The sequence below is a fragment of the Peribacillus sp. SRI_006 genome (genome assembly GCF_057586375.1).
Genome location: NZ_JBYCZT010000026.1, coordinates 1 through 20,772 on the forward strand (window position 1 = coordinate 1; position 20,772 = coordinate 20,772).

The window sequence follows — 20,772 nt, forward strand, 5'->3', positions numbered from 1 at the left end:
CCAGTCTGGAGAGCCAATTCTAATTGGCTCTTTTTTGTTTGAGCTCATTTGCCCATATTTTTGTTTATTGCCGTGTGTGGAAAGTGACTATACCTTATGTAAAAGTTTTATAAGTAATAATTCTCCTTTTTATTCAATTCATTGAAAATAAGAGCAATTCCTTGCTCAAGTTTTTGTATATTTGTATTGGACACGTTTAGTTTTAATATTTTTTCCTGGTGAAAGCCATCTATATAATTTTGACCCATCGTCTCTACCAGTACTTGTTGATTCTGTAAGTTATTGATGAGGTAAGTACTATTTAAACGATGAGGCAGTACGATATGAGCGTTCATACATATGGATGCTGGGCGATAAAAGTCTGAAGCAGAGTGCTTTTCTAGAGCATCATATAGCAAGTTTGCACGCAATGAATAGGAAAGGCGCACTTGGTTTCTATGGTGTTTAAACATACCGCTTTTTATGTAGATTTCCAATGCTGCTTGTGAAATCATGGAACTATCAATATCAGACGTTCTTTTATAAAGTTGGAAGCTCTCCGTTAATGGTTTAGGCAATACGGCAACACCTATGCGTAATCCTGGAAACATTATTTTTGAGAAGCTTTTTAAATAAATGACCATGTTATCGGTATCCTCGGAAAAAATAGGGTCTACCTTCATATTTTCTTCGAAATCTGCTAAATAATCATCTTCTACAATATAGACTCCATACTTTACTGCAAGTTTTAGTATCTCCACTCTTTCCATTTTAGAATAAGAAGTCCCTAACGGATTATGAAAACGAGGCATCGTATAAAAGAATTTGATTTCCTGATCACTAAAAATCCGTTCTAACTCCCCTAAATCAATACCTTCTGCTGTTCGTTCGATTCCTAGCACGGAAATCTTGTACGCTTTCAATTGCTCCACAAATAGATGATAACTAGGCTGCTCAACAAGTATATGAGTACGTTCATTTGGAAAGGGGATTAACGTTAATAAGGAAAGTGCTTGCTGCACGCCAGAAGTAATGAAAATCTGTTCTTCTTTTGCGAAGACCTGATACTGCTCTAATTGTTTTTGTATCACTTTAATTAAAGAGGGCAGTCCTTTTGGAGTGCCATAGATAAACAATTCTTGCTGATAGGTATCGATGGCTTTGTTAATGCAATGTTGAAAGTCATGATACGGAAATTGATGCCAAGCGGGAGCGGAGGTAACAAAGTCGATTTCCGTTGTGGGTTCGCTTTTACCATCAAATTCTTTTTGTACGACATAATATCCGCTTTTAGGAACGGCGTAGATTAAATGCCTCTTTTCCAATTCTTGCAGGGCTTTCAAGACTGTACTTTTACTACATTGATGTTGATCGCTTAATTGACGGATAGATGGGAGTTTAAAGCCCGCTTTGAGCCGTCCATTCTGGATGAGAGATTCAAATTCATTAAACAAAGCTAAGTATTTTAGCATGATTACCTCCTAAAACTGTACCGTTACAGATGCTTCATATTTGTATTGTATCGTAGTGGAACTTTTAATACGATACTAACAACCGGCCGGGTGTTGAAAAGGAGGATTACTCAATATGCCAGAAAATAAAAAAGCCTATCTTGCGGCGATACTTTATGCCATTATTATTGGATTTTCATTTTTCTTTACAAAAATATCATTAATGGAAGCTAGTCCGCTAGATACATTGGCACATCGATTTACGATGGCTTTCTTGATCGCCATAATTATTAAGCTATTAAGGAGGAAGTCAGTGAAAATGAGTGCAAAGGATTCTGTGAAAATTCTTCCGTTGGTGTTCCTTTATCCAATTTTATTCTTTATTTTTCAAGTGTTTGGTCTCATTTATACCTCATCTTCAGAAGCGGGTATTATCCAAGCGACCATACCAATTTTTACGTTATTATCAGCTTCATTATTTTTGAAAGAATACGCAGGTAGAGCTCAGAAATTTTTTCTTTATTTATCTGTTACGGGGGTTATCTTTATCTTTGTCATGAATGACTTGCAACATGCGGCTCACAGTTGGAAAGGAACGATCCTGATCTTATTATCCTCGATTGCCGCCGCTCTTTATAATGTGATAGCGAGGAAGGTAACAAAGCAATATTCACTATTTACGTTAACGTATGTGATGACTTTCTTTGGTTTTGTGACTTTTAATAGCATGGCCGTCATTAACCATATAATTAACCATTCCATCAGCAGCTTTTTATTACCCTTCACAAGTAGTGCATTCCTCATTTCAATCGTATATCTTGGGGTATTATCGTCTTTGCTTACTGCTTTTTTATCAAACTATTCATTATCTATATTACCAGCATCTAAAATGAGCGTTTTTAGTAATTTAGCGACATTGATTACGATAATGGCAGGGGTGATTTTCTTACATGAATCGATTCATTATTATCATGTAATAGGTGCAATGATCATTCTTGCTGGGGTAATCGGCACGAATTATTTTGGTGGAATTCAATCCAAGCATAATAGTAAGACTTTTGCCGACCTATTGCCAAAAAGGGAGGTAAAGTAATGAATAAATATGTATTGTTACTCTTGATTAGTGGTATATGGGGATCTCAATTTTTCTTTATTGCATTAGTCATAGAAAATGTTGGGGTTATTACATTATCCGCCATCAAAGCATGCATCGGCGGTATCTGTTTACTCTTCTTTGGTTTGTTTTTATCAAAAGAAGAGCGAAAAGTACCCAGGGGTTATTATAAATGGTATATTATCATTGCTTTTTTCGAGGTTGTACTCCCATTCGTTTTTATTGCACAAGGCCAGAAATCGGTGCCTAGCAGCATCGCAGCGGTGCTGATTGGAATGGTTCCCATCTTTACCATCCTTTTTTTACTAGCATTTTTCAAAAGAAAAAGCACAAGGCCGCAGATTACAAGTATCCTATTCGGATTTGCAGGTATTGTCTTCCTTTCCTGGCCGACACAAGGAATCCAAGACCTTTCTAACAGTATTCAGGGGAACATCCTCATGATATTGGCTGCTATGAGTTTTGGATTATCATTGATTTTTATGGAGAAATTAAACGAAGGGTCTTCCGTCATTCATATGAGAAATGTATTACTGATTGCCAGTGCATTGCTCATACCCATGTCCCTTTTGTTTGAGCAATCTTTCAAATTGGATATAGTACGATCTCAATCCATCTACTTAGCGATTTTAGGCATTTTCCATGCAGGTGTTGTTTATGCATTATTTAATAGGCTGATTCGGCAAGAAGGCGCATTATTTACTTCATATAGTAATTATATAGTGCCAGTCATCGGAATGATTTTAGGGTTTTTCTTTTTACATGAAGCGTTGTCCATTCATCAATTGATTGGAATGGGTATAATAATGATGTCATTAGTTTTTTTAGACGAAAAAATAATTATCAAATTGAAACGATAGTAGTATTCTCATAACTGATGCATTTACTCAAGGGATGTTTATTTTATCGGGATTACTTGTGATGGGAGTCATTACGCTATTATCATTAAAATTGACGGATGCTTCAGATGAAAACATAGGTAAAGAAGTTGAAGTCAATATTAATAGATAATAAAGGTTCTAAATGTATGGAAAATTAAAAGTGATTAAAAAAGAAACATCATTGGAAATCATAAGGTTTCCATGATGTTTCTTTTTTTATTTTCATATAGGAAATACATATATATGGGATGGAAATACCGGTTGAGCATGTCATCATTCAATCTAAATCGAAGGTTCTGGCCAATAAGACTTGTTTGTAGTTTTCGGCGGGATTAGAATGGAGATACAAGTGCTTTCGAAAAGACAAGGGGTTCCTTTTCTTTTCATGTACAGACATCATATTTATTCATTATAGGAATAACAGCAGAAATGAGGTGATGATGTGGAAATTCATTTGGTGGCAAAAGATGAGATTGAGGCTCAAGGAATTCGTTGGATCGTGGAGTCCCACCTAACGGGAGTTAAACTGATTTTATGGAAAACGATTGAAGAATTTGAAAAGGGCATACGCAATCAGCAACCTGAATTCGTTATTTTGGATATGGATATTTGGACGGATGAAAGTGAGGCGATGGGTGTTTCGTTAAAGCGGAGGGGAATTCGTTGGTTAGGGATTTCATCTGAGCGAATCTTTCAAACGGCTTATCGAGCCTTACGTTTTCGTGCTGAAGATGTTTTATTCCGTCCTTTTTCTTCGGCGGATTTGGTAAAACATATCCAACAATTACGTTTTCAATTGAGAAATGGTCCAGGTCATATCTCGTCAAACACCATGGATGATGAGAATGCTCTGGATATTGGGTATCCAGATTTCTTCTTGACAGATCGGAAGCATGAAAGCCGTATAACCATGGTCGCTTTCTTGACACCTGATAACAAGACCCTTCCATTAGTTTATGATGAGCTGCAACGATATTCTTTTACTGGGAAGAATCAAATCTTCGCTTTATCGGATTTTATTTTATGTGTCCAGGAAACAAAGGAAATGGAGATATATAAGGAAGAGCATCAGGCCTTCCTTGCCCATTGGAAAGAAAGAATGGATGAGCCCCTTGCCATCATAATAAAGGCGGCAACATCAGATGAGTCTTTAAAAAGGATGTATCAGCAAACTCGTGAATTTACGAGACAAATCTTTTTTGATGGATATGATATCATCTTAGCCGAAAGTCAACAGACTTCCCCTCGAGAGATGGATCCCTTCCTCACTCCTCTTGAACAAAGACTATGGATAGAAATGCTCGAGCGACGGGATGCGAAGGCCATCAGGAACTGGATTGAGCGTGAATTCCTTACTTTCGAACGACCATACCCCGACCCGGAAATCGTTCGTATCCGCCTTACAAGCGTACTTGCACAGATTCGCAGGCATATGAAATCATACAACTTGCAAAATGCTTCCCTGGAAGCCATATACTATGATGTATTTCAGCAAATTGTACATAAACCTGTCATCCATCAAATAGTGAAAGAGCTGCATGCGTTCACCACCCATATGCTTCTGCAGGATCATGGACAATTACAGGAAGGGGCACGCACAATCAGCGAAAAGGCAAGGGAACTGATCGAGTCCAACTATTGGGACGCACAGTGGAATCTAGCGAGTTGTGCAGATACTCTGCGAATCAATAAAAGTACACTCAGCCGTCGATTTGCGGCCGAATCCGGCGAGTCTTTTCGAAATACGCTGCACCAAGTTCGAATTAGGGAAGCTAAACGTTTATTAAAGGAAACTGATTTATCATTGGAGGAAATCTCACAATTGGCCGGCTATTCACATCAAACCTATTTCAATGCCAAATTCAAACTGCTTGAAGGTTGTACACCATCAGCATATCGGTCTGGATTATAAAAAAGGACGATTCAATAAAATGAATCGTCCTTTCAGTTTGTAGACAAAAGGGGTTCGGATTAAAAAATTCCAGTTGACCTTATTAAAAAGAATCATGTTAAGAAAGCATCCTCATCACTTCAAGTTTTATTAATGCTATATTAAAACAATGAAGACTTTAGGCAAAAGGGTTATATCTAAATGTTAAAACAAGTTGATTGGAGCGGATGTTCGAGACTCCTGCGGGAAAAGCGAGTCCAGGGGAGACCCCGCAGGCGCAAAGGCGCCGAGGAGGCTCCCGGACCGCCCGCGGAAAGCGAGTGCCTGGAGAGGAAATCAAAGTTATAGTTTGTCTACAGTATTAAAAAGGGCGATTCAATAAATGAATCGTCCTTTTTTATTTATTTCATAACAATGTAATTATTGAAATTATTCATAAAATAATAAAGTTAACTACAAAAAAGTAAAATAGATTATAAAATAATCATTAAACTATAATTAATTATTCTGAATTTTTCTTATAGAATGAATATATAACAAAAACAAGGGGGAAATGAAAATGAACACGATTACAAATAAGGTTATCCGATATACTGGAACAGAATTGCATACTAAAGGATGGCAACAAGAAGCAGTGCTTAGAATGCTTATGAATAATTTGGATCCTGAAGTTGCTGAACGTCCAGAAGATTTGGTGGTATACGGAGGGATTGGGAAAGCAGCTCGTAACTGGGAATGCTTTGATGCAATCGTCAAATCACTAAAAGAGCTTGAAGAAGATGAAACTTTACTTGTCCAATCAGGGAAACCGGTGGCCATTTTTAAAACGCATTCGGATGCACCACGTGTCCTGCTTGCAAATTCAAATATCGTCCCTGCATACGCGAACTGGGAAACATTCCATGAACTTGATAAAAAGGGATTGATGATGTATGGGCAGATGACAGCAGGCAGCTGGATATATATCGGATCTCAAGGGATCGTACAAGGTACATACGAGACCTTTGCCGAGCTTGCAAAACAACATTTTAATAACTCGTTAAAAGGCACCATCACTCTAACGGCAGGTTTAGGCGGAATGGGAGGGGCACAGCCGCTGGCAGTTACGATGAACGGTGGAGTCTGTATCGGGATCGATGTAGATGAGACAAGAATTGACAGGAGGATTGAGACTCGTTATACCGATGTGAAAACGGATTCATTGGATGAAGCCATTCGTTTAGCGAATGAAGCTAAACTTGCAGGGAAAGCATTATCGATTGGTTTGATTGGGAATGCTTCAGATATTCTTCCGGAAATGATCGCAAGGAACTTCATTCCTGATGTCTTGACGGATCAAACTTCGGCCCATGATCCGCTAAATGGATATACTCCTTCAGGCCTGTCAATGGTGGAGGCTGCAGAATTACGGAATGCAAATCCAGAAGAGTATATTAAACTCTCTAAAGCTTCAATGGCCAAACATGTAAGGGCGATGCTTGAAATGATGGAAAAAGGAGCTGTGACGTTTGATTATGGCAACAATATCCGTCAAGTTGCGAAAGATGAAGGGGTAGAGAATGCTTTTGACTTCCCGGGCTTCGTTCCAGCTTATATCCGTCCGCAATTCTGTGAAGGTAAAGGTCCATTCCGTTGGGTCGCTCTATCTGGAGATCCAGAAGATATTTATAAAACAGACCAAGCCATTTTACGTGAATTCGCTGATAATGAACATCTATGTAACTGGATTAGAATGGCTCAAGACAAAATCCAGTTCCAAGGTCTTCCTTCCCGTATTTGCTGGCTTGGTTATGGGGAGCGCGCCCGTTTTGGTAAAATCCTCAATGATATGGTTGCAAGCGGTGAATTGAAGGCCCCGATCGTGATTGGGCGTGACCATTTGGATTCTGGCTCTGTCGCTTCGCCGAATCGTGAAACGGAAGCCATGAAGGATGGTTCCGATGTAGTGGCTGACTGGCCGATCTTAAATGCAATGGTGAATGCTGTGGGCGGTGCAACCTGGGTTTCCGTACATCATGGTGGCGGCGTAGGAATGGGTTACTCCATGCATGCAGGCGTTGTAATTGTGGCAGATGGCACAAAAGAAGCAGCAGCCAGGATTGAGCGAGTGTTGACAACGGACCCTGGGATGGGTGTAGTACGCCATGTTGATGCAGGATATGAACTTGCAGAGGAAACAGCCCGTGAAAGAGGTATTAATATCCCGATGCTTGATAAAGGAATTGATAAAAAATGACAAAGCCAATTTGGATAAAACATGCCGCTCAACTTGCTACCCTTACCTCTGAAAGGAAAGGTCCGCGTTCCAAAGAGGCAATGTCGGAGCTTGGTTTGATAGAGGATGGAAGTATATGGATGGAATCAGGGTTGATCCAAGCTGTCGGGACAACCAAGGAATTGGAAAAACTCTATGCTGATAGAATGCATGAAGCTGAAGTCTTTGATGCAACTGGCCATTTGGTGACACCTGGGTTAGTTGATCCACATACGCATGTTGTATATGGCGGGAGTCGGGAACGTGAATTTGAAATGCGGCTTGAAGGCGCAACATATATGGACATTATGAACGCAGGTGGGGGCATTCATGCTACCACCCGCATGACAAGGGAAGCAAGTGAAGAAGAATTGATGGAGCAAACCACGCGACGACTTGATTCGTTTCTCGCTCATGGCGTGACTACAGTAGAAGGTAAAAGCGGCTATGGAATGAATTTGGAAACCGAATTAAAGCAGTTGCGGGTGATGAAGAAGCTACAGGAAGAGCATCCGATTGATCTGGTTCCTACTTTTATGGGTGCCCATGCGGTTCCAAAGGATTATAAAGGCCGCGAGGATGAATTTGTCGATCATCTGATTAATGATATGCTTCCAATCGTCTCTGAAGAAAAGCTTGCAGAATTCAATGATGTCTTTTGTGAAAAGGGGGTTTTTACCCCTGAACAATCAGAGCGGATTTTAAAGGCGGGGAAAAAGTACGGCTTGATCCCTAAAATTCATGCTGATGAAATTGAGCCATACGGTGGAGCTGAATTAGCTGCGAAGATAGGAGCCATTTCAGCTGAGCATTTGTTAAAAGCTTCCGATGAGGGGATTACTGCTATGGCGAAGTCAGGCACGATTGCTTGCTTGCTTCCAGCCACTGCCTTGTATTTACGGGAAGAAGCGGCCCCTGGACGACGAATGGTTGATGAAGGAGTGGCTGTTGCCATTTCGACCGATTGCAATCCCGGATCTTCACCGACGACATCCATGCCGCTTGTCATGAATCTGGCATGCATTTCGATGCGGCTTACCCCTGCAGAAGCTCTTACGGCGGCGACATACAATGCTGCTTGTGCAATCAACAGGCAAGAAAGGGTCGGATCCCTTGAAGTCGGAAAACAAGCGGATGTCGTTTTATGGAATGTTGAAAACTATCAGGAGTTGCAATATTTATTTGGGGTCAATCACGTTAAGTCTGTATGGAAAAATGGAGTGCAAGTAGTGAATGATAAAGTGAAGACTGATACCAAAAGCCTGACTGGTCTATAAAATTCACTAATAAAGAGAGTCTATACCCATCGAACCATAATTAGGTTGACCGGATCTCTCATGAAACGCCAATTTAATGAACCTTTAATCTATGTATCAGGAGCCTCTTTATATCCGCTGGAATTTTGGCGGATGTAAAAAGGCTTTGATACGTACAACATGATCTAACAGTATTCCGAATTGCCAAAGCAAGAGATGTATCTGATATTTCAGTTGCACGGGTATACATGCTTCTATCCATGGTGGAATGCCTATTAATGTGTTTTTTTATATTTTACTAGAACTTGGCCAGTATCCGATTGTCATGTTTTTTTGTCTTGATCTGAGCTTCTCTAAGACCAGGATATTCATGGCTTTAAATTTATTACAGGCTGCATAATGCTGATGTTTAAAATCATTCAGTATTGCTGCTCTCTACCAAACATCAAGGAGTGATTACATGTTGAGAAATAACTATCGTTATTTTATCATTTTTATGATTATTGTTATTACAATCATAAATTATATTGATAGAGGTGCACTTTCATATGCCCAAGCTGAAATAATCAAGGAGTTCAATTTAGATCCAGTAAGTTGGGGAGCCATACTGGGGTATTTTGGATATGGTTATATATTCGGTGCACTATTTGGTGGTGCTTTAGCAGATAAGAAAGGTCCTAAATTCATGTGGATCATTGCCGGAACTACGTGGTCTATTTTTGAAATTGGGACAATCTTCGCAGGTCACATAGGTGCAGCATTATTTGGAGGCTCTGCCTTGGCAGGATTTGCGGTGTTTCGTGTTTTATTTGGTTTAGCTGAAGGACCTACCTTATCAACGATGAACCGAACGATGGCAAACTGGGTATCTCCTAAAGAAAAAGGGTTTGCTGTAGCACTTGGATTAGTTGGAACGCCAATTGGAGCATTAATTACTGCACCCATCGTAGTAGGTCTTCTAACATTCACTAACTGGAAAGTAACATTTGTTATTCTCGGTATATTAGGCTTTATTTGGGTAGCAATCTGGAACAAAGTATTTACAAACTTACCTGAAGATCATCCAAGAGTCTCGAAAACCGAACTCGAAGAAATTCGAAGAGCAGATATTTTAATAAAAGGTGAGACGAAATTAGACGAACAAATAAATGTACCATGGTACCATTTTTTTAAGAACCCTACGTTAGTATTTAATGCAATTGGATATTTTGCCTTTTTATATGTAAATATTTTATTACTTACATGGACCCCAAAATATCTGCAAGATGAATTTAATTATTCCCTTTCTTCTCTTTCATATATTGGTATGATTCCCTGGGTAGGAGCTATTATCACTGGATTATTAGGTGGTAAAATCTCAGATATATTACGCAGGAAAACAGGGAATTTACGTATTGCCAGATCTTGGTTCACAGTAGTCTCCTTATTTTGTACTGCTGTATGTTTTATGTTGATTCCGACTGTCGAGAGTGCGGCGGCCGTACTTGCTTTAATGTGTATAGGAAATGCCTTTAATTATTTACCTAATTCCATTTATTGGATCGTGGTTCTGGATACAGAACCGAATAAAGCTGGTACATTTGGCGGGGTAACTCATTTCATTGCCAATCTGGCTACCATTATTGCCCCTACCTTAACAGGAAGTCTTGTCGCCATATATGGATATAATGCCATGTTTATTGCAGCATCAATAGCCGTCACGATTGGCATGATAGCCATGGTTTTCGTGAAGCCTGGCAAACAAGGTAACTCATCGGAAACCACCAATAATATGGTTAGCTAAGATAAGGCATAAATGGATGTATATTGATTACGGATTATGTATTTCACTTTCAGAAGAAGTTTACAAGAGGAGCATCCGATTGATCTAGTTCCTACTTTTATGAGAGCCCATGCGGTTCAAAGGATAAAATAATGGCCGTGAGCATGAATTTGTCGAGTAAAAACCTTCTTTAACGCCATTTTTGAAGAGTGATTCTAAAAACTGACCTTTAAGAATCACTAAAAAAGATCAGGCCTTGATCTTCAGTCAATATCTACCCATTTCAGCAGATGAATTGGGCTTTTAGAAGTATTTATCCATTTGTAATGGTGTTGAATAGTAGGATGGTGGTTTATCATCCTACCCATTGGCAGCATTAAACACTTTACCACTTTACAGTGAGATTAAATGAAAGTGTTTTAAGGAATTCGTGGAAATGAATCTTCCATGTGGAGGGAGTTTTATGTGGATAATCACTATCCATTCGAAAAATGGCATAAAAATGTTTGAGTTTAGCACAGAAAAGGAAGCAAGGGATAGATTTGAGGTAATGGAAGGCTGTAAAATCCTTAGTGAAGTCATTTATTTCAATGATAAACAATTGATTGAATCTTAAACTATATTTTCATATATAAAATAGAAATTAAAAGGTAGAATGATTTGATATAGTTTATAAAAAGAGTATATTTTTATAATATTCTTTGCTCAATTTTTTTATAGTATTAAGCTTAATCGTTCCATTCAATTTCTTCGCCACTCACGGCGTGTTACAGTTCTGGTGTTTTTTTTGAATCAATATATCTGATAAATCAAAAAATGGAGGAGATTCTTTGAACGAACAAAAATTCACGATTGACGATGCCCCGTTTAATAGGTTTCATTTTCGAATTGCAGGACTCACATTCGGTTCCAGTTTTTGTGATGGCTATTCTCTAGGGATCATTGCGATGGCCCTGACAGTATTCGGCCCTCAGATGAATATGAATTCATTGTGGACAGGGCTGATCGGCAGCTCTGCTTTAATCGGTCTGTTTGCGGGATCTTTAATACTCGGAAGACTTTCTGACCGTGTAGGCCGACAGAAAATCTTTCTCGTAAACTTTTTACTCATCACGGTAGCTACCATTTTACAATTTTTTGTTAGCAGCCCAGAAGAGCTTTTTATTTTACGGTTGCTGATTGGTTTTGGACTTGGAGGGGATTACGCTGTAGGTACGACTTTGCTTGCCGAGTTTTCTCCCAAAAAGTATCGATCCTCGCTCCTCGCGTCTATAAACGTAGTGTGGACGCTTGGATATGTTGCATCAAACTTTGTTGGTCATTACTTGGGCCAGGTTGGTTCAGACTCATGGCGTTGGATGCTTGTCAGCGCAGCCATTCCGGCAATTGTGGTTTTAATCTTAAGAATAGGAACGCCTGAATCACCAAGGTGGCTTGTCAGCATGGGACGTGTCGAAGAAGCTCGCCAAATCGTAAAAAAACACCTTGGAGCGAACGTTGAAATGGGAGAAACGGCGACCGGCACAGAAAATCAAAAGACTCTGGGGTTTCGTGGGCTTTTCAGTAAAAGGCTTCGTAAGCGGTTGGCTTTTGGTGGAATATTCAAATTGACTCTCGTTATTCCATACTTTGCCATTTATACTTTCCTGCCTTCCATCCTTAGTTCAATGGGGTTTGAACAGAACTTTTTTGCCGATACCATGTTAAATCTATTCTTGCTTGTTGGGGCAATTATTGGTCTTTGGCTGCTAGCAAAATTTTCTCGTAGAGGATTTACCATCGGGGCTTTCACGATACTTACTGTTTCATTGTTTTCACTCAGCTTCTTACACAATGGTTCTCAATTCTTAATGTTGGTAGCCTTCTTGATCTTTACTTTTTTCATGTCAGCAGCATCGAACCTTACACTAGTATACCCAGCAGAGCTTTTTCCAACTGAAATCCGTGGCTCGGGAATAGGTATGGTTACGGCAATTAGTCGGATTGGTTCTGCGATTGGAACATTTCTGCTGCCTGTTTCTTTAAGTTCATTCGGATTAAGTGCCTCAATGGCAGGAATGGCAGCCATTCTGCTGGTGGGCTTGATCGTATCGATAGCCTGGGCACCTGAAACGAAGAATCTTTCATTACATGAAGCAAGTGACCCATTGCTGGAAACGGAGAATTCTCCGAAAGGAACCGAAATTCCCTTTACGAAAAATGAAAAAATAACATAAGATAGCTACCAGTAAATAAATGAGAAGGACCAAAACTTTTTTCTCCTTCTTGATAAGTCATAGGAGAGGAGATGTATAAGGATGACAACTGCCGATTGTTTACAACCGAAGGATATTAAAGAGGTTGTACTAGGTGATGGTGAAATCTCAATCGAAGAGGTAATTGCGGTTGCAAGATATGGGGCGATGGTTTCCTTTACACAAACATATTGTGATAGGGTGAATAAATCACGTAGCTTAATAGACAAGTTTTTAGATGAAAATCGATTGATTTATGGTGTAACTACTGGTTTTGGCAGTAATATGACCGAGGTGATTTCTCCAAAGGACGCAGAAACCCTTCAACGGAATATTGTTCGTTCACATGCCGTTTCTGTTGGGGAAACTCTTGAAAAAGAAGTCGTAAGGGCCATTCAGTTGATGATACTAGTGAATTTAGGCCAAGGGTATTCAGGAGTTCGTTTACAGGTATTAAATCTAATTGCTTCACTATTAAATCACGATATCATTCCGTTTGTTCCAGGTGATGGGTCAGTGGGGTATCTTTCTCCAGAAGCCCACATGGCCTTAGTGGTGATGGGTGAAGGGGAGGCATGGTATGAAGATGAGCTCATACCTGGCATGGAAGCTTTAAGGAAAGCGGGATTAGCACCTGTTACGTTAGGTGCTAAAGAAGGATTGGCACTTACAAGCGGGACTACTTCCGTCACCGCGATTGCTGTCCTGGCTTTATACAATAGCATGCAAGCCGCGAAAACCGCCGACATTACGGGAGCCATGTCCTTAGAAGTGCTGAAGGGTACTATAAAAGCATTTGATCCCCGTCCCCACTCATTGAAAAAACATGAGGAACAGGCTAAGACAGCCAGAAATGTATCAAGGATTCTTGAAGGCAGCCAAATCATTGATACATACAAGGAACATAGATTACAAGATGCACTTAGCTTACGATGCATTCCACAAGTCCATGGAGCCATAAAAAGAGTATTGAAAGACGCTGCTGTATCAATCGAGAATGAAATGAACTCTGTAAGTGACAATCCTCTGATTTTTCCTGAAGAGGAAGATGGAATTGGCCTGATGGCTGGGAATTTTGATGGTTCATTTGTTGGGATTTATGCGGATGCGATATCCATAGCGTTAGCAAACTTAGCAAAAATAGCAGAACGCAGAATAGATCGCCTTGTAAACCATCACCTTAGTGAATTACCTAATTTCTTAGTGGTTAATCCAGGTTTAAATAGCGGCTACATGATTCCGCAATATACAGCTGCCGGGCTATTAAATGAAATCAGGGTGCTCTCGCATCCAGCGACAATAGATAATATCCCTACATGTGCAAATCAAGAAGACGTGATAAGTTTTGCCTATTTTGCTTCGAGGAAAGCATATCGGATTTCGAAGAAACTTGAATATATTTTAGCCATTGAACTGATGACGGCAACGCAAGCAATGGATTTTCATCTACCTTTGAAACCGTCACCGGTTACGGAGGAGGTATATCATTTAGTTCGGAGCGAAGTCCCGATGGTTGAAGAAGATCGCTTTTTTCATCCTGACATTGAAGCGATTTATAGGCAAATTCATGAAGGGGAAATAGTGAAGCTCGTTGAAAGGGAGATTGGGGAAATAGAGTTCTAAAACCATGTGGAAGCTGTTTTACTTTATTTTATAAGTAAAATGGCTTCCTTTTTTTAAAATGAAGGACCATATTTAAAGGAGGAGGGATGAAAGATGCATTATGATGTAATTGTAATTGGAGCTGGATCCATGGGTATGTCTTCAGGTTATTATCTATCAAAAAAAGGACAAAAAGTATTATTATTGGACTCCTTTGCTCCCCCTCATAATAAGGGGAGCCATCACGGGGAAACAAGAATTATTAGGCATGCTTATGGTGAAGGCAGGGAGTATGTTTCCTTGGCACTTAAATCACAAAAGCTTTGGGGTGAATTGGAAAGAATTTCAGGTCAACCATTATTTCTTCCAACGGGGGTCCTGAATGCTGGAAGCCAGAATTCCACTTTCATTAAACAAGTGAAAGCAGGATCAAAGGAATATGGTTTACCTATGAAAATATTGGATTACCATGAAATTCATGAGAGGTGGCCAGGAATAACACTGCCGGAAGACTACATTGGGTGCTATGAATCGACTTCGGGTGTGTTGAAAAGTGAAGAGTGCTTAAGGGCGTATCAACAACTTGCGAAATCCCATGGTGCCGACATCATTGTAAACAGTGAAGTAAGGAAGATAGTTGCTCATGGTAACGGGGTCACGGTTATAACGGATGAACAGACATTCCACTCGGAGTCTTTAGTGGTTACAGTTGGGGCGTGGGCACCGAAAATATTGGCGATGTTAGATTTGAATCTCCCGCTGGAACCCATCAGAAAAACATTTGCCTGGTTTCATGCAAATGAAAAATTATATAATCATAATGATTTTCCGGCTTTTACTTTTGATACTTCAGTTGGTACATATTATGGCTTTCCTAGTATAAATGGTTCTGGACTGAAAATAGGGAGACATGATGGAGGACAGCGGATCAATCCTGATGGCTGTATCAAGGGTTTTGGTGAATTGGATGAGGATGAAGGAGATTTGATGAGGTTTTTAGGGCAATATATGCCTGCTGATCAAAAAATGAAATATGGGAAAACTTGCATCTATACCATGACCCCTGATGAGCATTTTATAGTGGATAAACATCCTTATTATCCACATATTGCTATAGCCGCAGGTTTCTCTGGACACGGTTTTAAATTCAGCAGTGTCATGGGAGAAATTTTGAGTGACTTGATTATCTCCGGTACGACAAAGGAAGATATTTCATTGTTTTCGATTAACCGATTTTGAATTAATAGACTCCAAACTTAAAAGCTGTAATCATGGCCGTTGCTTCCTTACAAAGGAAACAACGGCTTTTTTGTATCAAACTGTAATGTTAGGTTTTCTAACAAAATATTGTCGAAATAATTAAAATATGCTAGAATGAGAATATTCCGAAATATGAAACTGAAGTTCCGAATTACGGAACTTACGCATGTGAATGATTGAAAGAGTACTTACATATTTTTATGGTTTACTAAAATTTCCGATATTAAAGGAGAGGGTAGTATGAACAAGGTTGATTTGAATTGTGATTTAGGAGAAAGTTTTGGCGCTTACCGGATGGGTAATGATCAAGAGATTTTGGATTATGTAACATCTGTCAATGTAGCTTGTGGATTCCACGCTGGTGATCCGACAGTCATGAGAAAAACGGTTCAGCTTGCTTTAGGGAAAGATGTCAAAATCGGAGCCCACCCAGGTTTACAGGATTTAATAGGATTTGGCAGACGCAATATGAATATTTCACCACAGGAAGCTTATGATATTGTCGTCTATCAAATTGGAGCATTAAATGGCTTCCTGCAATCCGAAGGCGGAAGTATGCAGCATGTGAAACCGCATGGGGCTTTGTACAATATGGCCGCAAAGAACAAGGAATTATCCATGGCCATTGCCGAAGCGGTATATAAAGTGAATCCCGAACTTATCTTATTTGGTTTGTCGGGCAGTGAATTAATACGCGCCGGACAGGCTATCGGATTGCAAACAGGGAGTGAAGTATTTGCCGATCGCACCTACCAACATGATGGTTCTTTGACTTCCCGCTTGGAAAAGGACGCACTGATTGAAAACGATGATGTTGCGGTTGCCCAAGTCATTCGCATGGTGAAGGAAGGGAAGGTACTGTCCCGGCAAGGCTCAGATGTGGCTTTAAAAGCAGATACCATTTGTATTCACGGGGACGGGGCACATGCTTTATCATTTGCACGGCATGTTAGGGAATCTTTGCAATTATCTGAAATAACAGTCAAGTCCTTTTCTTGAAAAAAACTAAACAATCAGGAGGAAGATTCCATTGGAGCCAATCAAAAATACAACAGCACAGAAAAAGAATTTGACTAAGCCAAAAACGAACCGCACTTTATTGTTAGGTGCAGCATTCCTAATGGCAACATCGGCAATAGGACCAGGTTTTTTAATGCAAACAACCGTTTACACCCAAAGCCTTGCGGCAAGTTTCGGTTTCGTTATCCTTATTTCGGTCATTCTTGATATATTTGCCCAAACTAATGTATGGCGGATTATTGCTGTATCCGAAAAACGGGGTCAAGAGATTGCAAACATGGTCCTTCCTGGGCTGGGTTATGTACTGGCAGCACTGATCGTCATGGGCGGGCTGGCATTTAATATTGGAAATATCGCAGGAGCCGGATTAGGTCTGAATGCGATGACGGGAATATCCCCAACTACGGGGGCGGCAATAAGCGCAGTCATCGCCGTACTGATTTTTGTAGTGAAAGAAGCAGGAAAAGCGATGGACCGTTTTACGCAAATCGCTGGATTTTTCATGATTTGTTTGATGATTTACGTTGCTTGGACAACCTCTCCTCCTGTAGGGGAAGCGGTAGTGAAGACCTTTGCCCCTGATAAAATCGATATTATCGCCATCGTTACATTAGTGGGCGGATCTGTAGGCGGCTATATTACTTTTGCGGGGGGCCATCGTCTATTGGATGCAGGAGTGAAGGGCGTTGACTCGTTACCTCAGGTCACGAAGAGCTCGGTAATGGGGATATTAATCACGACAGTCATGCGCGTTGCCTTATTTCTGGCAGTACTGGGTGTTGTATCGAAAGGATTACAAATTAATCCGGATAACCCTGCAGCATCCGTTTTTCAACTAGCTGCCGGTAATATAGGATATAAAATCTTTGGCGTCGTCATGTGGGCAGCAGCTATCACGTCTGTAGTTGGAGCTGCATATACCTCGGTTTCATTTATCAGAACTTTCAGCGAAAAGATAAATAAGAAGGCTAACTGGATAATCATTGGCTTTATAGCGGTATCGACCATTTGCTTCCTATTGATTGGCCAACCGGTTAAAGTATTGCTTATAGTTGGAGCCATTAATGGACTCATCTTACCAATTGCTCTTGGAACATTGTTAATTGCCGCATATAAGAAAAATATCGTGGGTGATTATAAGCATCCTTTATGGTTAACGATTTCCGGTGTATTCGTGGTTGTCATCATGGCGTTGATGGGCGTATATACATTAATGAAACAACTGCCAGCACTTTTTTAATGATCAATGAATGAAAATCCAATAAATATAGGTGGAAATGGCGTGCCGGTTTGTCACTTTCTTCCACTTCGTAATAGGAGATGAATACTAATGATCGATCTTTCTCAAGCTACCCCGGCTGAGTTGCGTTCAATGATTCGAAACAACGAATTGATAAAGCCGACCGCTGGCATGGCTAACGGTTATGCACAAGCGAACTTAGCCATCTTAAAAAAAGAGCATGCTTTTGATTTCTTATTATTCTGTCAGCGTAACCCTAAATCCTGTCCATTGCTGGATGTTACGGAAATTGGTTCACCCATTCCCGCATTTGCAGCGAGGTCTGGGGATATCCGCACCGATATTCCGAAATATAGGGTATATAAATATGGAGAATTAGTGGAAGAAGTAACGGATATCTCAAACTACTGGGAAGAGGATATGGTTGGATTTTTAATTGGGTGCAGCTTTACATTCGAACACGCCCTTTTAAACAATGATATATCGATTCGTCACATTGAAGAGGGATGCAATGTACCAATGTATAAAACCAATATCCCTTGTATTGAAGCAGGGATTTTTCATGGGAAAATGGTGGCTAGCATGAGGCCGATTCCACAAAAGGATGTGGTGAGGGCAGCTCAAGTGACATCGCGTTTTCCGGCCGTTCATGGCGCTCCAATCCATATTGGCGACCCTGAAGCGATTGGTGTTTCCAGCATTCAGCATCCGGATTTTGGTGATCCAGTAACGATTCGTGAAGGGGAAGTCCCGGTATTTTGGGCATGTGGTGTAACACCTCAATCCATTGCTATGGAAACTAAACCGGAGATCATGATCACGCATGCACCTGGATATATGTTCATAACGGACATTCGTGATGAAAAATTAGGAGTTTTATAACTGACAGAAAGAGATGATTCCTATGCCGGAAAAGCTTTTGAATAAAACTGCATGTACACTTTCTCCATTAGGCGATTCCGCAATCGTGATAACATTCGGGAATGGAATGGAATACAGCGTTCACAAAAAAATAAAATTGTTAAAGGATTTGCTGGAAGATGAACCTTTTGCAGGGTTTATAGAATGTGTACCGGCTTATACCAATTTGACGGTTTTTTATGATCCACTGGTTATTTATAAGGAACAAAATAAAAGCAATGGTAATGAAACCATATCTCCCTTTGAAGTGGTCCGTTCCATCTTGGAAATGAAATTACAGGATTTAAAAGAAGATAAGAAACTGATACATCGAACGGTTACCATTCCCGTGTGCTATGGGTATGAATATGGACCCGATTTGGAATATGTTGCACGCTATAATGATTTGACTACTGATGAAGTCATTCATATTCATTCAACCGGTGAATATTTGGCTTATATGATCGGGTTCGCACCGGGTTTCCCGTTTCTTGGCGGACTTTCAGAGCACATCGCGACACCTAGGCGTTCCTCTCCCCGAATGACCATTCCGGCAGGGGCAGTAGGGATTGCCGGTATGCAAACGGGAGTATATCCCATATCAACGCCTGGTGGATGGCAATTGATCGGACAAACGCCAACCAAACTATTTTTACCGAATGTAAATCCTCCAAGTCTATTACAAGCAGGGGACATTGTGAAGTTCCATCCGATTACGGATCAAGAATATAAAGAAATGATTCTTAAGGAGGGGATACAGTGAGCCTGCGCGTAATCAAACCGGGTTTATTGACCAGTATACAGGATCTTGGAAGAAAAGGATTCAAGCAACATGGGGTGATTGTAAGCGGCGCGATGGATGCACATTCTTTACGAATTGCCAATATGTTGGTTGGCAATGAAGAAGGAGAAGCGGCCTTGGAAATTACTTTAATGGGTCCGACCATTAAAGTAGAGAAAAATTGCCTGATTTCGATAACAGGTGGAAATTTATCACCTACACTTGATAATAAGGTGGTACCGATGTGGAAGCCCATTCTTGTGAAAAATGGATCGATTCTTCGATTTGAAGGGTGTAAATCAGGTTGCAGGGCGTACTTAACTGTAGCGGGAGGCTTTGCTATTCCTGAAATTATGGAGAGTAAAAGCACATATCTAAGGGCTGGGATTGGCGGCTATATGGGGAGGGCATTAAAGGCTGACGATGTCTTGCAGTTTAATGAACCTTCAATGAATCTTGATGATCGAACGTTTAAAGGTTCATTTACCTTCCCAAAGTGGTTTGTCAATGAGAAGGAGTTCATGCCAGGAGGAAAACCTCACATCCGTTTCATCGATGGAAGCCAATATGAATATTTCACAGATTCAAGTAAAGATAGTTTTGTAGAGAGGTTATTTAAAGTTTCCAATCAATCCGACCGCATGGGATATAGAATATCGGGCCCTGCACTGAAATTAAAGGATAATGGGGAGTTATTATCTGAAGCGGTTACAAATGGGTCCGTTCAGGTTCCTCCAGATGGAAATCCGATCATCCTCCTTTCAGATAGCCAAACAACGGGCGGATATCCTAAGATAGCTCAGGTGATTACGGCGGATTTACCAATTATCGCTCAGGTTAAACCAGGGGAATCGATTCAGTTCTCACGGGTGAATTTAAAGGAGGCTGAACGGCTGTTCCTTCAAAAAGAACGGCATTTGAAGGAATTGAAAGTTTCAATTTCATTGGCCTTGAAAAAATGGCTGGATATATAATGCTTCTACATTTTTTTATAGCATGTACAATTTGACGTTGATTGGAACGTAAGGCTCGCTTTCCGCGGGCGGTCCGGGAGCCTTCTCGGCTTTCGCCTGCGGGGTCTCCCCTGGACACGCTTTTCCCGCTGGAGTCTCGAACACCCGCTCCAATCAATTTTGTTTTACCTTTT

16 protein-coding genes are annotated in these 20,772 nt (G+C 40.4%); 15 read left to right on the plus strand and 1 reads right to left on the minus strand.

Annotation, left to right across the window (positions count from 1 at the left end; all coding sequences use genetic code 11):
* Positions 1-107: 107 nt before the first annotated feature.
* Entirely contained in the window at positions 108-1,451 is a 1,344-nt protein-coding gene (locus tag AC2YHV_RS26090) for an aminotransferase-like domain-containing protein (RefSeq protein WP_487374452.1), read from the minus strand.
* Positions 1,452-1,566: 115 nt separating this feature from the next.
* Between AC2YHV_RS26090 and AC2YHV_RS26095 the strand changes: the two genes are divergently transcribed.
* The 15 genes from AC2YHV_RS26095 to AC2YHV_RS26165 all read left to right on the plus strand — a co-directional run bounded on the left by AC2YHV_RS26095 (position 1,567) and on the right by AC2YHV_RS26165 (position 20,599).
* Entirely contained in the window at positions 1,567-2,523 is a 957-nt protein-coding gene (locus AC2YHV_RS26095) for a DMT family transporter (protein ID WP_487374453.1), read from the plus strand.
* Entirely contained in the window at positions 2,523-3,404 is an 882-nt protein-coding gene (locus AC2YHV_RS26100) for a DMT family transporter (protein WP_487374454.1), read from the plus strand. Before AC2YHV_RS26095 ends, AC2YHV_RS26100 begins: the two co-directional genes overlap by 1 nt.
* Positions 3,405-3,867: 463 nt before the next feature.
* Positions 3,868-5,337, plus strand: a complete 1,470-nt coding sequence (locus tag AC2YHV_RS26105) for a helix-turn-helix transcriptional regulator (RefSeq protein WP_487374455.1) — start codon at positions 3,868-3,870, stop codon at positions 5,335-5,337.
* A 538-nt stretch (positions 5,338-5,875) separates the two neighbouring features.
* Positions 5,876-7,552, plus strand: a complete 1,677-nt coding sequence (hutU, locus tag AC2YHV_RS26110; protein ID WP_063576521.1) for a urocanate hydratase — start codon at positions 5,876-5,878, stop codon at positions 7,550-7,552.
* Positions 7,549-8,847: an imidazolonepropionase gene (hutI, locus tag AC2YHV_RS26115; RefSeq protein ID WP_063576520.1), complete on the plus strand. Its 1,299-nt coding sequence runs from the start codon at positions 7,549-7,551 to the stop codon at positions 8,845-8,847. Before hutU ends, hutI begins: the two co-directional genes overlap by 4 nt.
* 439 nt (positions 8,848-9,286) lie before the next feature.
* On the plus strand, positions 9,287-10,609 hold the full coding sequence (locus AC2YHV_RS26120; RefSeq protein WP_187049260.1) for an MFS transporter: 1,323 nt from the start codon (positions 9,287-9,289) through the stop codon (positions 10,607-10,609).
* Positions 10,610-11,051: 442 nt separating this feature from the next.
* Positions 11,052-11,204 (plus strand): hypothetical protein, encoded by a 153-nt coding sequence (locus AC2YHV_RS26125; protein WP_164468791.1) that lies wholly within the window; start codon positions 11,052-11,054, stop codon positions 11,202-11,204.
* Between the two features lie 214 nt (positions 11,205-11,418).
* Positions 11,419-12,804 carry an MFS transporter gene (locus tag AC2YHV_RS26130; RefSeq protein WP_268937899.1) on the plus strand — a complete coding sequence of 462 codons (1,386 nt, stop codon included), beginning with the start codon at positions 11,419-11,421 and terminating at the stop codon, positions 12,802-12,804.
* Between the two features lie 81 nt (positions 12,805-12,885).
* Positions 12,886-14,445 carry a histidine ammonia-lyase gene (hutH, locus tag AC2YHV_RS26135; RefSeq protein ID WP_487374456.1) on the plus strand — a complete coding sequence of 520 codons (1,560 nt, stop codon included), beginning with the start codon at positions 12,886-12,888 and terminating at the stop codon, positions 14,443-14,445.
* Between the two features lie 93 nt (positions 14,446-14,538).
* Positions 14,539-15,663, plus strand: coding sequence for an N-methyl-L-tryptophan oxidase (gene solA / locus AC2YHV_RS26140; RefSeq protein ID WP_487374457.1), 1,125 nt, complete (start codon positions 14,539-14,541; stop codon positions 15,661-15,663).
* Positions 15,664-15,924: 261 nt separating this feature from the next.
* A complete protein-coding gene (gene pxpA, locus AC2YHV_RS26145; protein ID WP_063576516.1) occupies positions 15,925-16,683 on the plus strand; it encodes a 5-oxoprolinase subunit PxpA in 759 nt (252 codons plus the stop codon).
* Positions 16,684-16,804: 121 nt separating this feature from the next.
* Positions 16,805-17,944, plus strand: a complete 1,140-nt coding sequence (locus tag AC2YHV_RS26150; RefSeq protein WP_487374469.1) for an NRAMP family divalent metal transporter — start codon at positions 16,805-16,807, stop codon at positions 17,942-17,944.
* Between the two features lie 90 nt (positions 17,945-18,034).
* Positions 18,035-18,826: a putative hydro-lyase gene (locus tag AC2YHV_RS26155; protein ID WP_191929855.1), complete on the plus strand. Its 792-nt coding sequence runs from the start codon at positions 18,035-18,037 to the stop codon at positions 18,824-18,826.
* A 22-nt stretch (positions 18,827-18,848) separates the two neighbouring features.
* Positions 18,849-19,607 (plus strand): 5-oxoprolinase subunit PxpB, encoded by a 759-nt coding sequence (pxpB, locus tag AC2YHV_RS26160; protein ID WP_187049262.1) that lies wholly within the window; start codon positions 18,849-18,851, stop codon positions 19,605-19,607.
* Positions 19,604-20,599, plus strand: coding sequence for a 5-oxoprolinase subunit C family protein (locus tag AC2YHV_RS26165; RefSeq protein ID WP_487374458.1), 996 nt, complete (start codon positions 19,604-19,606; stop codon positions 20,597-20,599). Before pxpB ends, AC2YHV_RS26165 begins: the two co-directional genes overlap by 4 nt.
* Positions 20,600-20,772: the final 173 nt, after the last annotated feature.

Coding starts and splice junctions, on each gene's coding strand:
- solA (WP_487374457.1), top strand. CDS start 14,539: ATGCATTATGATGTAATTGTAATTGGAGCTGGATCCATGGGTATGTCT.
- pxpA (WP_063576516.1), top strand. CDS start 15,925: ATGAACAAGGTTGATTTGAATTGTGATTTAGGAGAAAGTTTTGGCGCT.
- AC2YHV_RS26100 (WP_487374454.1), top strand. CDS start 2,523: ATGAATAAATATGTATTGTTACTCTTGATTAGTGGTATATGGGGATCT.
- hutI (WP_063576520.1), top strand. CDS start 7,549: ATGACAAAGCCAATTTGGATAAAACATGCCGCTCAACTTGCTACCCTT.
- AC2YHV_RS26150 (WP_487374469.1), top strand. CDS start 16,805: ATGGCAACATCGGCAATAGGACCAGGTTTTTTAATGCAAACAACCGTT.
- AC2YHV_RS26090 (WP_487374452.1), bottom strand. CDS start 1,451: ATGCTAAAATACTTAGCTTTGTTTAATGAATTTGAATCTCTCATCCAG.
- AC2YHV_RS26155 (WP_191929855.1), top strand. CDS start 18,035: ATGATCGATCTTTCTCAAGCTACCCCGGCTGAGTTGCGTTCAATGATT.
- AC2YHV_RS26120 (WP_187049260.1), top strand. CDS start 9,287: ATGTTGAGAAATAACTATCGTTATTTTATCATTTTTATGATTATTGTT.
- hutU (WP_063576521.1), top strand. CDS start 5,876: ATGAACACGATTACAAATAAGGTTATCCGATATACTGGAACAGAATTG.
- AC2YHV_RS26125 (WP_164468791.1), top strand. CDS start 11,052: ATGTGGATAATCACTATCCATTCGAAAAATGGCATAAAAATGTTTGAG.
- AC2YHV_RS26095 (WP_487374453.1), top strand. CDS start 1,567: ATGCCAGAAAATAAAAAAGCCTATCTTGCGGCGATACTTTATGCCATT.
- hutH (WP_487374456.1), top strand. CDS start 12,886: ATGACAACTGCCGATTGTTTACAACCGAAGGATATTAAAGAGGTTGTA.
- pxpB (WP_187049262.1), top strand. CDS start 18,849: ATGCCGGAAAAGCTTTTGAATAAAACTGCATGTACACTTTCTCCATTA.